Source organism: Nocardia nepalensis, assembly GCF_048910785.1.
GTDB lineage: Bacteria > Actinomycetota > Actinomycetes > Mycobacteriales > Mycobacteriaceae > Nocardia > Nocardia nepalensis.
This window is the reverse complement of sequence record NZ_JBKBET010000044.1, coordinates 81625-98145: the sequence shown is the minus strand read 5'-3', so window position 1 is coordinate 98145 and position 16521 is coordinate 81625. Positions and strand designations below refer to the sequence as shown.

Sequence of the window (16521 nt, the reverse complement as noted above, 5' to 3'; positions counted from 1 at the left end):
CACAGCCGATTTCAGCTCATCGCAGCCCGCATGGCCGCTCGGTCCGGTTTACCCGCCGGAGTCAGGGGCAGCACATCGAGCAGCAGTAGCGATTCGGGATGCTTCCCGCGCTCCAGTCCGTGAGCACTCAGGTGGGCGCACAATCCATCCAGGTCAGGTGTGCGACCGGGCCGCGGCACGACGCACGCGGCCAGCCGTTCACCCAATCTCGGATGCGGCACACCGACGCACGCGACGTCACGGATGTCGGGGTGATCGGCGAGCAGCTGCTCCACCTCGGCCGGGCTGATATTCGCACCGCCGCGGATCACGATCTCCTTGAGCCTGCCGACCACGTGCAGGCGTCCTTCGGCATCGAGGACGCCGAGATCTCCGGTGCGGACCCAGCCGTCATCGGTGCGGTAGCGGGCGTCGAGTTCGGGATCGCCGACGTAACACAGCGGGGTCATCGGGCCACGCGCCACGATTTCACCGGTCTCGCCCACGGGGGCGGTTTCGCCGGTATCGATGTTCGTGATGCGGATCTCGGCGACGCGAGGATTCGGGCGGCCGACAATGATGCCGGGACCGGCTGCGGCCGTATCGGTTTCGCCGATGTCGGTGTGGCAGTTCACGCCGTCGGCGGAGCCGTAGAGGTTGACGACCGAGCAATTGAAGGCGTTTTCGGCTTCGCCGGCGGTGGCTCGGTCCAGCGGTGCGCCGCCGAGCACAAGTGCCTGAAGCGAGCTGGTGTCGGTGCCGGATGCGTTGTGCTCGAGCATCATTCGAATCATCGTCGGGACACCGAATACGTGGGTCGGGCGATGCTTTTCGATCGCGGCCAGTGCGGCCTCAGGGGTGAAATGGTCGAGCAGGATGAGGCTGCCGCCGTGTCGGGCCAGGGTGACGGCGGTGCCGCTGCTGCCGAAGGCGGAGGTGAGGGGGACCAGGAACAGACAGCGCGGCGGTTCGCCGGTGAGCAGTGAGGCCATGAAGTTGCCGCGGCCGCCAGCGAGCGCATTATGCGAGTAGGCAACCATTTTCGGCTCCGACTCCGAACCGGAGGAGACCAGGATACGGGCGGCGCCGTCGGGGTCTGGACGAGCCGGGACGAACAATTCGCCATCCGCGCGAAGCAGTTCGGCGAAGGAGATACATCGCTGCGGGACGGGCTCCTTACCGACGGCGGCGACGAAACGCAGGTTCGGAAGGTCGCCGAGCAACTCGGAGAGATCCGCCGCATGGGCGTGTCCGCGGAAATCGGTGGCAGCCAATACGGCAACCGCCTCGGCGCGACGCAGCAGCGATTCGGCCTCCCGCATGCCACGGCCCACCGGGAACGGCAGCGCCACCGCACCGAGCGCGGCCAGGGCCAGGTCGGCGATGACCACTTCGCGGGAGTTCGGAAGCTGTACGCCGACAACATCTCCGGGGCCCACACCCTCGGCTGCCAGGCCCGCCGCCAGGCGACGGACCAGCCGGTCGAGTTGGGTGTAGCAGAGCTTGCCCTTGGCATCCAGCAGCGCGCTGCGATGGGGGTCCAGGCAGCGCTGCGCACGAAACAGCGCATACAGACCGAGGTCGGGACAGGCGCCGTCGGCCGCCCACGAACGGCGGAGCCGACGCGGGACCAGATCGTGTAGCACAACGCTCATCGGAAACTCCAGGGAGACGAAACAGCGACAGCGCCCAGCGAGTCGGTGGTCAGAGCGTCGATGAAGCGCGGGTCGCCTGGCAGATCGGCCAAGTCGGTGGTTACCGCGGTGGCTTCGATTCCGCTGTCGCGCAAGGCGGCGACTGCCTGTGTGGTGGACAGGCCGCGGACCCGATCGGCGTGCTCGATGGCCGCCGCCGCGTGCTCGTCGGTGGGGGCGAGCCACCCATCAGCGGTGGCCAGTGGGCGGCGGAACCCGGCCGGTCGGCGCGGGTCCAGCCCGTCGGCCGCGCGGCGCAGCGCGGGCGCGGTGAGCAGATTCGCCGCCGCGAGCAGTGAGGATTCGACCCGGACACCGCGACCGGTCTGCTCACGGGCGAGCAGACCGGCCAGGATCGCCTCGGTGCCCAGCATGCCGCCGAGCACATCGAGCAGCGTCATCAGCGACGGTATCGGTGCCTCATCCGCGGGCCGCGCCGCCTCACCGACCCCGGTGCGGGCCTGCACCATGAAGTCGGTACCCATCGGGGCGTCGGTGAGCCGCCCGGCCCAGCCACTGGTGTAGGCGTAGATCAGGCCAGGGTTGGCCGCCCACAGATCATCAGCGCCCAACCCGAGCTGCTCGGCCTTGCCGGGCGCCCAGTTATGCAGGAACACATCCGCCCCGGCAGCCAACTCGCACAACCGTTTCCGGTCCTCGGCCGACTTGATGTCGATCTCGACCGCGTCCTTGTCCCGGTTCAGCGCCAACCAGCGCGCGGAGATATCCGAGCAGGTGGGCGGCATACCGCGCAGCGGATCGCCGCCCGGCGGCTCGATGCGCACCACGTCCGCGCCGAGCAGCCCGAGCAGATGCGCGGCCAGCGGAGCCTGCACCCGACGCCCGGCCTCCAGCACGGTGAAACCCGCGAGCGGACGATCGGCGGACGGTACGGAACCCGAAGCGGCGATGCGCCTTTCGCCGCCGAGGAGGAACTGCCACGGCACGGTGTCCTCGCCAGTGGCGTGCATCTCCTGGCCGCGCTCGGTGAGTGGACGCAGTCGGCACACGTCCGCGCCGGACTCCTCGGCGGCGGCCCGCACCTGCGCCCAGCTCCGCAGCGCGATGGTGTCGTGCAATGCGTGCGGAATCGGTGCGCAGGCGGTCGCGTAGCGGAATTGGAAGGGCCGCCAGCCCTTTCGCAATGCGTCCCGTGGTGCGTCCAATGCCCGCCAGAACTCGGCCCACACACCGACATCGAGGGCCTCTACCTCGAATTGGACGCCATCGGCAGTAGCGAAGGGCGGCCCGCCCGGGGCGAGCGAGGTCGCTTCGTCATCGTCGGCGGACGCCGCCGCGAGATACTGGGAGACGGTCAACAAGGCCGTCCTGTCGACCGCGACATCGGCTCCGACCACCGCGCCGCCGCGTGCACGAGCGATCAGTGCGGCGAGAAGTCCCTGCACCGTGAGTATTCCGGCGGCAGTCGAGGCGTAGTCCACCGCCAGACCGCGCGGAGTGCCGTCGCGTCGACCGTGTACGAGCATCAGTCCGGCCGCGGCCTGCGCGGTCGCTTCGTCGTGTACCTGACTGCCGGATCCGCCCCAGGCCACAGCGGCGTGCACAGCACTACCGTCCGGTCCGATCAGGGTCAGCGCGTCGGCGTCGCCGTCGATCGGTTCGGCACCGAGCAACCGCAGGTGTTCGGTTGCCGTGGTGATCGGGCCGGGTGGGCTCGACGTATGAAATCGCATGCCCCGCAGGGGTGCCGCTAGCTGGTCGGTGCCGGATGTCCGCATGGTGCCGGGTGTCATGGCTCTCCCTGTTGAACGGTCGCGCTGCCCGTGGGAACTCGGCGCGGCTGCGCGCCGACCAATCCCTCGGACAACAGCAGTCGGACCGTCGGGCACCCGGGTTCCCAGTCAGCGTGGAGGAGAAGTCATGACGCCGTTCACATCCCACAGTGCGGTTCCGGCCAGTGCCGCATCGAGGCCGCTCGAGCCGGATGTGGATATCGCGGAATTGCGGGCGCGCGTGGCAGCTTTCGTCGCGGAAAAAGTGGTGCCGCGGGAAGAGGTGCTCGACGCTGGCGGGCCGATGGCGGCCGTCGAATCCGCGGAGTTGCGGGCGAAGGCTCGAGCGGCGGGATTGTGGGCATTGCCGTTGCCGGTCGAATATGGCGGGCAAGGACTTCCGTTCGCCGACTACGTGTGCCTGGCCGAAGCAGAGGGCGTCAGCGACCACGGGCCCGCCATCCTCGGCTCGGCCTCGCTGCTGGATGTGTCGATGCTGCAACGCCATGCCAGCCACCATGTTCGCGAGAGCTACCTGAAGGGTCTGGTCTCCGGTGAGCTGCGCGCCGCCTACGCGATGACCGAACCCGACACACCGGGCACCGATCCGGCCATGACGGCCACCCGCGCCACCGCGGCATCGGATGGCTCATGGACACTGACCGGCCACAAGTGGTTCGTCAGCGGCGGCGCCGATGCCGATGTGATCACCGTGCTGGCCCGCACCCACGGCGAGGCACCCAGCCGCGACGGGCTTACGTTGCTGCTCGTACCGACCGATGCGCCCGGATTCCGGGTCGTGCGCGAGTTACCGGTGCTGGGCGTCGGCGGGCAATGGGAGATCGAACTGGACCGGGTCCGGGTACCTGCCGACCACGTGATCGGCGACCCCGGGCGGGCATTGGCCATTGCGGGCGAGCGGTTGCAACTCGGCCGCACACTGCGGTGTCTGCGTTGGCTCGGACAGGCCGAGCGCGCGTATGCGCTGATGTGTGCTCGGGCCCGCAGCCGCACCCAGTCGCGCGGGCCGTTGGCCGACCGGCAACTGGTGCAACAGCATGTCTTCGAGTCGCTGCTGGCCATCCGCAGCACTCGGCCGCTGGTGCACAAAGCGGCCACACTGATCAGCGCTGGCCATGATGCTCGGGTTGAGGCCGGTCTGGCGAAGGTCGCGGCGGCCCGAACACTGCAACAGGTCGCCGATGCCGCGATCCAGGTTTACGGCGCGGCCGGGCTGGGGCCGGATACCGCGCTACCTCGGTTGCTGCGCACGGGCCGGATGGCACGCGTCCTCGATGGGCCAGATGAGCTGCATATCGAGACTGTCGCGCGGCGGGTGCTGCGCTGATGCGGCCTCAGGTATCGAACGGAGCGACCAGACCGGTATGTATTGCCAGCGCGAGTGCGAAAAAGTAGTCGCCCCAAATGAGTTCGTGCGCGGTGGCCAGCTTGCGATCCAGGTCATAGCACCCGTCCAGCAGCATGCCAGTGCCGCTCAGATGCCGAGTCGCTAACCGCTCGAGAATCCCGATCGCCCTGCCTTCCAGGCGCTCGGCTCGCTCTGGAACATGGTGTACGGCAGCGAGTTTGAGCAGCGCGACCGCTTCTACGGCGGCTGCGGAGGTGTCCGGTGGCGCGTCCGGTGCCAGCTCGGCGGCCGGAATCAGCGGTGCCGTGTCATCGACCAATTCCTCGGCAGTGTCCAGGTAGCTGGTATCGATATGCCAGCTCGCATCCGCCAGCGCCAGCAGCAGCCAGGCCCGTCCTCGGCTCCACCCCGGACGCGGCTGCCGACATGCAACCCAACCGCCGTCGGCCCATGCCCACGCCGGGGTGCACACCGGTTCGGCACGCCACCGGGTGAGGTGAGTATCCAGATGTGCTCTAGCCGTTGCCATTCCCGATACTGTGGCCAGCAATGGCACCGTGCCCGCCACGCCATCGACGCGGGCCAGCAATCGCGGGCCGCCGAAGGCCGAACCCCATGGCAGCACACCGAGTTCGTTATCGAAGTCGTCCAGACAAGCCCATGCGGCCTCCGTGCCAAGCTCGGCAGCGGCTTCGTCGCCTAGGGCGTTGCCCGCCAACGCTGTTCCGTACCAGAAGATCAATCCGCGCGTCGCGGTATCCGCGCCGACCCACTCCGCCAGACGCGCGGTCACCTGCGCGGCGGCCGAACGGTCATCGGCCGATCCGGTGTACAGCGCCCGCAGCCACAGCAGACCCGCCCAGAAACCACCGGTCCAGGAACCCCGCGACGTAGACACCCACTCACCGCTTCCGCGCTCGGCATACAACGGGAACCGCTCACCCACTAACCCTCGGATCTTCTCGGCACGGTTCAACACCGAATTCAAGGCCACCTCAGCCCACTCGCTTATTCCCGCGCCTTCCCCGATGTGGCGAAGCTTCGGATCGCTTCCGAGGCCCGGGCCTGCGGATTCGGCACCGTTCGGCTCCTGCGCGACCTCGGTGTCTCGCTCGCTCATGCCCGGTCCCGCAACGCCCACGCTGCAGCGACACCCGCGCCGGTCATGAACTCCGCGGCCACCAACAACCAACTACTGCTGTAACCAATCCAAGGCACTACAGCACCGAAAAGCGGTGGCCCCACAGCGAATCCGGCAAAGAACCCCGCCGACACCAATGCCGAGTCCCGCCCGCCGCGACCGGGTGCCGCCCGCTGGATCACCAGCACCATGGACACCGCGTTACCCGCCATCCCGAACGTCCCCACCGCGACGACCGCGACCCAAACCAGCCCATCCACCAACGGTGCCGCGGCCATCAGCCCGGCAGCGCCCGCCGACCCGACCGCCAATCCCGCAGGCAACACCACCGCCATCCTCGGCTGCTTCGCTACCCGCGCCCACCCGATCCGGCCCGCGATACCAGCCACACCCAGCACCGCGACCAGCGTCCCCGCCGTTGCCGCACTGAGCCCGAGCCGCCGCTCACCGAACAGTGCGAGATAGGTATTGATCGAGGCCATGCCCGCACCCAGGAACAGCGAATACACCGCAAGCCAACGCACGACACTCGACTTGGCCGAACCCGTTGCGGCAGAACCGATATCCGGCTCGTGTCGTGGTGGATCGGTCGGCAACGTCCACCACACCCAAGCCGTGACCAACACAGCCGAACCGGCCGCCACCAACACCGACACCCGCCAACCAGCGGCAGCCGCCAACGCCGCCAACGGCAGACCCGCCGCGATCGCTCCCAATTGCACGCCGGACTGTTTGGTACCCGTCACAGCGGCCCGCCGCCCAACCGGGATGACCGCCAAAATCGCCTTGTTCGTAGCCGGATTCGCCAATGCCTGCGGTAACCCACCCAACCCGACCGCCACCAGCAGCACCAGATACCCGGGCGCGGCGGCGATCAGCCCGAGCGCGAGCGCGACCAGCCCCAGCAAAGCGACCAAACATCGCCGCGGGCCCATGACATCGACCACCCGCCCCGCCAGCGGTGACAGCAGCGCGGCGGTCCCGAACCCCACCGTCGTCGTGAACCCCAACATCGCCGGAGACAACCCGAGATCCGGCACGATCCGCGGCCCGAGCGCTCCCACCACAAACAGTTGCAGCATCGAAAAACCCATGGCCGCGGTCAGCACCCCCGCCACCGACACCACCCGATCCGCCCGGCCTTCCGGATGTGTCTGCACTACCGATCTCCTCCCAACCACGCCGCCATTCAGCGACCGAACACGTAGTCGGGCAAGAGGCAGTCCGGGTTCCCGGCGAAAATTCTCAAAGCCGTGGTACAGCCACGCCGCGAAGCGTATTGGGGGCGTCGCTGCCGATCGCTGTCTACCGGGCGACACGACCGTTCGCTGCGACTGGACTTGTTCGCCCTCCGGGTGCGTCGAACAGGTATGGGGGAGGCATGAGAGTGGTCGGGATGAGGCAGCATCTGAACTCGACCGTCTAAGCAGCGTCGATGACGCGTGTTAGAGGAAGCGCTCGAGCACTCGCCTGGCTCAGATGTGCCGTAGATGGCGTGTGAGAGGACGAGGCGCCATGCCACTCGAACACGTTTGTGCCAGCGGGGTTTGCGAGGGATCGCTCATGGACGCGACCGTCTCAGTTGTGACGACGACCGCGTGTTAGAGAAGCGAGGAAAATTCACTCGAACACCTCGCGGTGTCATCGGTGACACAAGCGCGTGCGGCGAGCGGCGTTGCTGTCTTATCTGCGCCACGCCTCGGGGATCGAGTGAGCGGGAACGTCGTCTCAGAGGGTGTTCGAACACGGTGTCACGCGTGACACAAATCCGTGCTCGAGTGGTGCGCGAGAGGGGACTCTCACACATCAATCAGGCAAATTTGCTGTTTTCGTGTGTTCGATAACATCGAATATTAGGTAGCCCTCGTGTTGTGATCAAGTGGATAGGTGGAGTTTTTATGCGCTGTAACCGACTGCCGGAGGGGCTCTTTCGATTTTGTTCGTCAATTCGAGATTTAGACCGTGTCTCATGTCGCTGATTTCGCCTGCGCGAGTTTCTTGTAGCCGGTCAATGCTGCGGCGAGGGTGAGGAAGCCCAGGAAGTGCGTGGCCTTGCGGTCGTAGCGGATTTTGAGCCGGTGGTAGCCGGTATGGTAGGAGATTGTTCGTTCGATGACCCATCGGTGAAGGCCGAGGCGGTCGCTGGATTCGATGCCCTTGCGGGCGATCCGGACGCTGATGCCCCGATCGCGGATCCATCGGCGCAGCTCGGTGTAGTCGTATGCCTTGTCGGCGTGCAGCTTTGCCGGTCGGCGTCGGCGTGGCCCGCGCCGCGACCGCACTGCCGGGATCACCCGCACGAGCGGGCGCAGCGCGTGGGCGTATTGGTATTGGCTACGGAAATACCCACGGCCAGAGGCAATCCCACGCGGTCGGACAGCATGTGGATCTTCGAACCGGACTTGCCTCGATCGAACGGGCTCGGGCCGGTCATATCGCCCCTTTTTTTTGCTCGCACCGACGCCGCGTCGATCACCGCCCGCGACCAGTCGATCAAGCCCTGACTACCCAGCTCGTTGAGCACCGCGCGGTGTAATCGCCGCCATAGACCGGCCTCTGTCCAGACGGTGAATCGGCGATGCGCCGTCGGGACAGTGCCCCTGAACAATGGCGCCAACATCCGCCATGCACAACCGCTGGTCAGCACGAACACCACCGCGGTGAACACGGCCCGCTCATCGACCGGGGCGGTGCCACCACCCTGCCGGCGAGCCTCGAACTTCGGCAACAAAGGCTCGACCAGCACCCACAGCCCATCCGGGACCAGACATTGCGACAGATCATCGACTACGACCAGACATCATGCGGCACAACCGGTTACGGCACACATCGAGTGAATTACAACGACGTGAGACACGGTCTAAGGGAGTGCCTTCCGACCGGTCCGTCCCACACCCCAACTGAAAGGGCTGACACGCAGCAATGATGGTCATCGGATCGACGCGCACAAGCACATCCACACCGTTGTCTGCGTTGACGTTGTGGTCTCCCCGTCCCCTACCGGGCTTTCCTTGCTTTGTATTTTGTGTTGACTCCTGCCACAGAAGACCGCTGGTACAGCCACTTTCAATCGGTACCGATCAAATTTGATGCGATTCTCTGTCCGGATCAGGACCGCATCGAATCCGTATCAGAATTCGACTGTGTGGAGAGGCAACTACCATCTCGGTAGGCATGCTAGGCACGTACTGTGATGTCTACTGTCACGTAGATGTGCTGATAGGGACTGCTGCTACGTGTACGGCGCTACAAGAGGCATGTGTGCGAGGACAGCGGGCAAAGGAAGATCAAGGAGCGTGGCGTCAGAGTCGAGAAAATCCGCAATCCTACTTGTTTCGGTTTCCTCGGCTGTCGCTGACAGCACATCACGCGCCCAAACCCCGAACGTCAGATCCGCAGTGTCTGCGGCATCAAGCTGCCGCAATGCGTGTCCCAAAGTGCGAGGCGCACCAACTAATGCGGCAACGAGCACAGCTAATGCCGCGATGTCTTGAGACTCTGCGGCGAGCCGTGCCCGGACAACGATAAAGACATTCAGGAACCGCTTGGCACGTCGTGGGGTCACTGCAACCAGGGGTGCGACCACATCTAGGGTAGCGAGGTCAGCGTCGTGCAAAATAAGGGACTCCGCAAGCTCCCTGTCTGACGATGATGACTTGGGCACCGAAGTCTGCTCGCCGTCGCCTTCCGTCGCACCTACGTTGTCCGCGGCCGTCGATATCGAAGTTCGGCTTCTGCTGGCGACCTCCCGCAGGATGGCTTGACATCCCGATGCATTCATCGCTGGCAGTGTAAAAGTCAGTTGGAAGATCTTCTCTAGGTATTCAGATGGAGTGGCTGAACGGCTATCTGTGGCAAGCAGGTCCGAGTGAACTGTTGCCACAGATTGGTTGACAATCCTCCTATCGACACCGAGGACAACCACAAAAAGCGGCAGCGCCAACAGCAAGTGAATTGCTTCCAGAACCTGAACCACCGTTACAGGCGAGCAACGGTCAAGATCATCGATATACAGCACGATCCGCTTGGTTGTAACTGCGGGATCCGAGGCAGTCGCGCGCAAATGTGCACTGAGATTGAGTAGATCCCGGTGCACGACGCCCACCACGCCGAGATGCTTGTCGTACTCGCCACTTGCCACTCGATCTGCGAGGTACCGCTGCAAGAGTTGAGCCGGAGTCAGCTCGCTGAGAGCACGATGAGCCGCATCCAACTCGTCAAGCGCATTCGCGCGCTGCGCGAGCGCCGTTGTCAGTTCGGCTTGGGCTTCTTTAGCTTCCGCAGTCAGCTTCTCGGCCTCGGCGGCTTGCTTTGCACGTTCCTCCCCCAGCCGCTGCTCTATCTGGGCCTGGAGACGTTCGGCTGGCTCCAGCAATCTCCTTGCCAGTTGCGACTGCCGCCCGATCCAGGCAGCGGCGCTTGACCCTACAGTCGCGAAAGTCGCGACGAACGGGCCAATGCCGCTCGTCACCTGTGGAGCCCACTTGGCGAGGATCACAGTCAAGATGAGTCCGAGGGCGCCAATCAGGTATGCGCCGGCTAACGGCGATGAGTACCAGTGCTTGCCCGCCGTGGCCAAGATCCTAGTTCGCGACCCTAGCGATATGACCTCACGAGCAGCTGTTAGGAGTTCGTGGGCGCTGTCGGTCGCGGCCGGAATTCCAAGCTCTTCCCTGGCCCGTTCGAATTCGTTGCGCACATCTTGATCCGCGACTACGCCAGACCAGATATCCTGGAGCCGAACGGATTTTAGAGAATCGATCTTGGCCGCGTGACGTGCTCGCGCGTGCTTGATCTCGTCGTCGACATCGTTGACTCGCTGCTGGCTGGCGTCCACGCGGATATCAGCAGAATCAACAACTTCTTGAATGGCGGCGATCTTGGCCGTTGCCGCAGCGAACATCTGCTCCGATGTCGAGTCTGGGGGGCAGAGGCTCGTGAAGATGTGTTTGAGCAGACTTGCCCAGAGATTCCCCTGCGCATAGTGCCACGCAGAGAACCGTATGTGCCGCACAGCGGGCTCGAAGTTTGTTCCTGCAGAGTCCCCGACGACAAGTCGGTCGATATTGGCTTCGATCTGTCGCATGAAGAACGTCTTGCCGCTGCCCCACTCACCGTACACGGCAACAGCAAGCGGGGGAACCAACTGCCTCGATGCCATGAGCGCGGCAAGCGCCCGGGCATCTGCTGCGATCCCGAGGCGATCTGGACCTACCGTGTCATCGTCGGCAATCGACGGAATCCTGAGCGCCAGAGCTTTACTCACAGCTTCGCTGTCGTCGACGACTTCATTCGATGCCCGTGGATCGAGCGCGAGCAGTTCACCGTTAGCGTTCAGAGCCGTATCGCACGCGCGCACTAGCGATGTGGTCGGCACTGTATGGCCAGTCTCAACCCTGCTTAAGTGCCCCCTGCTATAGTGCACAAGAATTGCCAATTCACCAAGACTCAGCCCGCTGTCAAGTCGGCGTCTACGCAGTTCGCGACCGAATTCTCCGCCCGCCATGTTTCTTCCTCAGAACCTAGTTGCCTGGTTAGAACCTAACTGCTGGTCGTAAACGGTCTCCAGAATGTCTAGCAGTCGTCCGACAGCCAATCGTCACGTCCGGCACCAAGATTGTAGTCATCGTCCCGAGTTCGGCAGGGGTGTGCGTGTTCAGGCGGCGCGCTGCTGCGGGTATACCTCGAATCCGGTTGCCAGCGGGTGTGTTTCGCCGGTCATCGCCGAAAGTGCTTCGGCCACTTCGTGAAGCGACGCTCTCACGTAGGTGAAGGTGGCGCCGATGTTTCCGGCGGTGTCGGTGTGTCCTGCGAACGCGCGGGCCACTGCGTAGCCGCGGTGACGGTCGACCCAGGTGAGGGTGGTGTAGCGCAGCCAGTGTGCGGTGACTTGCTGGGTTGCGACCCACGGCAGGTGCTTGCCGATCCGTTTCCAGAGGTAGTCGTAGCGGCGGCCGGTGATGGGTTGTCCGTTGCGGTACCGGAGCAGTTGCTCGTCGTTGTGGGCGCCACGTTGACGATGCGCCTGCAGGGCACGCATCAGGGCGGGGGAGACCGGTTGCCAGCGAACCACACCGCCCTTCTCCCGGAGTTGCACGAGGCATTGCTCGGGGTCGAGGTCGCATGGGCGTAGCGCGAGGGCGCCACCGCGGCGGCAGGCGGTTTCGATGTGTAGTCGCAGGATCAGGGTGTCGAGGCCGGGGTCGTTGCCGGTGGTGGCGGCGACGCGGTTGATGTCGGCGAGTAGATGATCCGGAAGCGCCCGGCGGTTGCTCGGCAGGCGCCGGGGTTTGATGATGTGATCGGCGGGGTTGGCCGTATTGGTGATGTGGCCGTCGGCGTGCGCCTGCCGGTACAAGGCTCGAAGCGCCCCAACCATATGCTCGGCGGCCGAACGTCCCCCACGTGTGTTACGGCGCACGACGGCCTGCTGCTTGGCCTGCTCGATCAGCTCCCTGATTTCCATCGGCGACGGCTCGGTGATCGGACGTGGACCCCACATAGCCGCGATGCGCCGCCAATAGGGGCTGTAGGTGCGTAAAGTGCCTGGGGGAACAGCACTTTGAAGCCGGTCGATGTATTCAGCGAAGGTCGGTACCGGCCGGTGCTCCTCGGCGGAGCCGAGGAGCAGGTCCTGCGGGCGCAGTCCGAGCCGGGCGAGCAGCAGCCTGGCCGCTTCGATCTCGCCAGCGGTCATGGCTGCGTCCACACGGTCGGGTCGAACGCCCACAGCGCAGCGCTCGCTGCAGCAGGAGGGAATATCGCGAGCATGCCGAATTCCCGTATCGCGGCAAGGAGTAGGCGGTCGCTTGGTTCGATCCGGGCGCAGTGCCGAACCTGGGCGGGAAGGCGTAGATAGCCGCGGTCGCTGATCGCGTCCGGCGCATTCGCGCTGCCGGAAACTACGAGGACGGCGTTGACGATCGTGACACCGACACGTTGCCCGGAATTCCACCCGAGATACCGGAGCGATGAACGTTCAGCGAGGCGTCCGAAACTATCCATGGTGGACACCGCCATGTGAACAAGGGGCGTCGTCGGTCCCGGGACGCTATCGACTCGGGGGAGCGGCAGCTCGAGGCACGGCCTTTGAGTCGCGGTCGTCATGGTCACCGCCTAGGATCGGCCTCACGCTGGCCAGCAGCTCGAGGTATGGATGCGGACGACTGTTCACTCCGTAAACCGACCGCATATTCAACAGTTCACGCGCGGATTGACAGGTGTTCGAAACGCTGCCCGCGTCGATGTCGCGACGACCAGCGGGTTCTTGTGACCAGCGGTTTCTTGTCGGCCAGCGGGGTTGTTCAAGCTGATTTCCGTGTTGACCCGACGAGTTTGAGCCAGCTGGCCGAGGTCGGTGTGAAGTGCGCGTGGAAAAGCAGGTGGCATAGCTGGCCGGTTCCCGATGAGGCGACCACCTGGTCTCATTTATTGGGAACAGGCCAACAGCTGCATCGCGTACTGGTCGGCCGTTGTCCGTGTCGGCGGAAGGTCCAGTACTCGGCTGGAGTACGTTTCGGCTTCAAAGAAGCAGCGGTCGATTAGCGGTCACGTCTCGAAGATGCTGGTGTGGAGTTTGATGTTGAGTGGTGCCGGGAGCTGAATGATTTGCCCGAACTCGACGGTCTCCGTGTGTTGGTAGGTTCCATCGCTGGGGTTGGCATGGAGGGTGACTTGGCGCTTCTGCATGTCGAGTAAGAGGTACAGGGGGACGTTGGCGGTCGCATGGAAGTGTTTCTTGTAGGCGCGTCCGTCATCGATGTCGGAGTCATATCCGACATCCGCGGCGAGCCAGATACCGGTGCCGCAGAATGCATCTCCGCAGTAGCCGTTGCCGTCGCGTGGAGCGGTGGTTGGCGAGGCGACGAGTCCTGCGACAGCGAAGAGTCCTTTCTCTTTGTCGAGGACGGTGCCGTCGGGCTGGACGAGGACGTGGCCGATTGCTTCGCATTCACGGAGGTGTTTAGCGAAGCGCTCCACGGCTTGGGACAGGGAGTTCTTTCTGCCTCGCCGGTATGCCGGGCGAATGACGATCCATCCGTGGTAGATGCCTTCGACTTTGGCGTGCGCTCCGAGTTCACGACGTAGATGTCCCGCGAGGTCGCGCAAGGCGTCGTCGACTGTTCTGTCGGGGTGGCATACCCGTACTCGCCCGTCGAGGAGGTCGATTTGGAACCCGTCTGGAAGGCAGAGGTCCCCGCGCAGTCGGTGTTCTGGTCCCTTGGTTGGAGTGCGTGCGAAGTGCAGGTATCGGCCGATCCGGCTACGTCGTTTGAAGATCTGGGCTGGTGCGTGTTGGCGTCCGTAGCGAAATAGCTGCCGTACGGCGCGGTGGCCTTCTTGGTCGAGAAGGACTGTCGCGATGGTCATTTTGCGAATGTCGTCGGATGACTGTTGGTCGTTGACGATGCCTCGGATTTGCCCGATTCGCTCTTTTCGCTTGCGGGCCTTCTCGGGAAAAGCTCGTGTCCTGGTGAGGTACTGTTCAGTCCAGTCGCCGACTTCGACCACACTGAGTCCGATCACGCTGATGATCTCGTCGCGTAGCCACGTGGTCTCTTCGCCAGTGCAGATATCTTCGATCTCGCGTTCGGCTTTCTGTTGGTATTTGCGCACCGGTCCGAACAGCCGTCGGCCGCCGACTAGACCTCGCCAGGAGCTTGACGCTTGAGTTCGGGGTGTTTGAGCTCGCAACAACGCCGGAGCTGCGATGCCGCTGATAATCATCGGCCAAGCGCTCGGCGTCATTTCGGTGACGTCGCTGGCCTGGTCACTGCTCGCTTGGTGGATGAGGTTGTAGCTCGCCAGGACGATAATGCCGCCGATCGCGTCGAGGCCGACGACGTAGGCGATGGGGCGCCAGGCCTTCCAGCGCAGAGCTTTGTCGTTTCCCAGGGACATCAACGACAGCGAGGCCACGGCTGCGATGATTGCTGTTGTGGCCCATGCGGGGATGTGCACGTCGGCGTTGCCCTATCCTGTTTCGGCCGCGAAGGTTTCGCTGCGGCGGAAGCGGATGTTGTTCCAGTCGTCCGAGGGCGTTTCGATAGCGCCGATGTTTCGTAGAGAACGAAGTGCGGCATCAGCACGGCTCGGCGGAAGTCCCGATCGGCTGCACACTTGGCTGAGGTTGTAGCTAACCCCGCGCAGCATGACGTGCAGTACTTCGCGTTCGTCCATATCGACGACGCGGACACGATTGTTGACATCGCTTTGGGTGATCGATTCTTCAAGTCGCGCGGCAATAGATTCGTGCATTGCGCGACGTGCCTCGATCTCGTTGCCTACTACGGCTTCGCAGACTCCGTAAAGGAGCGTTGCCAATGCGCGTTTGTGGGAGCCAGGGATGCGGCTGGCCGCGAGGTAGGCGCCTCGCGCAGCGTCGTAGTCGCCCATGGCGAAGAGGTCGTTACCGAGGGTGAAGACTGGTTCGGCCGGGTCGACATTCATGATCGCGAGCGGCTCGCTCGGCCGGTGGTCTTCAGATCCTCTGTTGATCTCCGATTCGGAGGCAGCCATCAAGCCGAGCATGAGCGGTAGCCGAACAGCGCTTTCGTCGGTGATTAGTCCACGAAGCAACCTATCTAGCCGATCGAGGTGCTCGCTGCGGGCAAGCGCCCCGCCGCTCTGGTGCTTCAAGCGATCGAGTGCGGCCTCGAGATAGTCCACCGCTTGCTGTTGAGGGAATGGGCGCAGCACAGCGAGTTGGTCAACGTGCAGATTCGAGATGACATGCGGCAAGTCGGGTTGAGAGGAGCGACATGACACTACAAGCTGTGTGCCGCCGGCCGAGCGCGACCAGCTGTTGAGCTCGCTGATCAGGTTTCCGCGCTGACCTACAGCGACTTCGTCGAACCCGTCGAGAAACAGCACCGAACTCCCTCGGTCGAGCCAGTGTCGAGTCACGCTGGGGGAGATCGCATATCGGTAGCACGCCTGCTCGCTGATCCACCGCCGCATCGGATAGTCAGAGGTCCAGTCTCGTAGTTGAAAGACCAGCGGAACACTGGTGGTGCTGCCCTCGAGATGGTCCTTGGCCATCCGTGCGGCGAGCCGGAACAGTAGGACGCTCTTGCCTGATCCTGGCTCCCCCAACAGGAAGGTGAAGCGTCCCGCGCTCTCGAAGAAGCGGGCGAAGAACAGGCGGTCGGCCATGGTTTCAGCAGTAGCCAGTGCCGTATCGAGGTCGATCTGGCGTTGCAGTGTTGTCGGCACTGGACCGACAGCGACTGGTGGCCCGATGCCCTGGACTTCGGCGGCGTGGTGCTCGACGTATGACTCGTACTGGTGTCGCAACCGTTTGACCGATTCCTCCATCGCATGTGGGCTGGGAATCGGCTTTCGCGACAGCCAGTCCAGACTCACGAACGCCAGCGCTGCCGGAATGATCCAGACGATTGACCAGATCAGGTTGAACTTGCCCGCAGCTGCCACGGTCAGCGTCGTAGCTGCACCGGATGTCAGTACCACTGACGAGATACGAGTCATCCAAAGCCGTCTGCTTGCATCTAGCTGCAACACACCAACCCCCAGATCAGCTCGGCGTTGGACACTAACCAACGACGCAGCACGCCTTGGATTCATGGTAGACGGGTCCTAGCTCGG

The 16521-nt window shown here is 64.1% G+C and carries 10 protein-coding genes; 1 reads left to right on the top strand and 9 read right to left on the bottom strand.

Translation table 11 applies throughout. From position 1 onward, the window contains the following. Positions 1 to 11: 11 nt before the first annotated feature. Together ACHQ4I_RS42115 and ACHQ4I_RS42110 are read right to left on the bottom strand one after the other, a co-directional pair. The gene (locus ACHQ4I_RS42115) at positions 12 to 1634 is read right to left on the bottom strand and encodes a class I adenylate-forming enzyme family protein (protein WP_420777535.1); all 1623 of its coding nucleotides are present in this window, start codon (positions 1632 to 1634) and stop codon (positions 12 to 14) included. Next, entirely contained in the window at positions 1631 to 3427 is a 1797-nt protein-coding gene (locus ACHQ4I_RS42110; RefSeq protein WP_420777534.1) for a CoA transferase, read from the bottom strand. Before ACHQ4I_RS42110 ends, ACHQ4I_RS42115 begins: the two co-directional genes overlap by 4 nt. Before the next feature lie 127 nt (positions 3428 to 3554). Here ACHQ4I_RS42110 and ACHQ4I_RS42105 point away from each other — a divergent pair, with 127 nt between their 5' ends. Beyond that, positions 3555 to 4754 carry an acyl-CoA dehydrogenase family protein gene (locus ACHQ4I_RS42105; RefSeq protein WP_420777533.1) on the top strand — a complete coding sequence of 400 codons (1200 nt, stop codon included), beginning with the start codon at positions 3555 to 3557 and terminating at the stop codon, positions 4752 to 4754. A gap of 7 nt (positions 4755 to 4761) precedes the next feature. Here the strand turns inward: ACHQ4I_RS42105 and ACHQ4I_RS42100 are convergent, their stop codons facing one another. From ACHQ4I_RS42100 to ACHQ4I_RS42070, 7 genes are all read right to left on the bottom strand, one after another. Next, on the bottom strand, positions 4762 to 5895 hold the full coding sequence (locus ACHQ4I_RS42100) for a hypothetical protein (protein WP_420777532.1): 1134 nt from the start codon (positions 5893 to 5895) through the stop codon (positions 4762 to 4764). Further along, the gene (locus ACHQ4I_RS42095; RefSeq protein ID WP_420777531.1) at positions 5892 to 7076 is read right to left on the bottom strand and encodes an MFS transporter; all 1185 of its coding nucleotides are present in this window, start codon (positions 7074 to 7076) and stop codon (positions 5892 to 5894) included. Before ACHQ4I_RS42095 ends, ACHQ4I_RS42100 begins: the two co-directional genes overlap by 4 nt. An 807-nt stretch (positions 7077 to 7883) precedes the next feature. After that, positions 7884 to 8713 (bottom strand): IS5 family transposase gene (locus ACHQ4I_RS42090; protein WP_420777741.1). Its coding sequence is split into 2 segments (ribosomal slippage): positions 7884 to 8239 and positions 8239 to 8713, totalling 831 coding nucleotides; the frame shifts between segments, so codons are not numbered across the junction. A gap of 435 nt (positions 8714 to 9148) precedes the next feature. Then, positions 9149 to 11422 (bottom strand): P-loop NTPase fold protein, encoded by a 2274-nt coding sequence (locus ACHQ4I_RS42085; protein WP_420777530.1) that lies wholly within the window; start codon positions 11420 to 11422, stop codon positions 9149 to 9151. A 150-nt stretch (positions 11423 to 11572) separates the two neighbouring features. After that, a complete protein-coding gene (locus ACHQ4I_RS42080; RefSeq protein ID WP_420777529.1) occupies positions 11573 to 12613 on the bottom strand; it encodes a site-specific integrase in 1041 nt (346 codons plus the stop codon). Positions 12614 to 13464: 851 nt separating this feature from the next. Further along, positions 13465 to 14835 (bottom strand): Uma2 family endonuclease, encoded by a 1371-nt coding sequence (locus ACHQ4I_RS42075; protein ID WP_420777528.1) that lies wholly within the window; start codon positions 14833 to 14835, stop codon positions 13465 to 13467. Positions 14836 to 14889: 54 nt separating this feature from the next. After that, positions 14890 to 16404, bottom strand: a complete 1515-nt coding sequence (locus ACHQ4I_RS42070; protein ID WP_420777527.1) for an NACHT domain-containing protein — start codon at positions 16402 to 16404, stop codon at positions 14890 to 14892. Positions 16405 to 16521 lie beyond the last annotated feature (117 nt).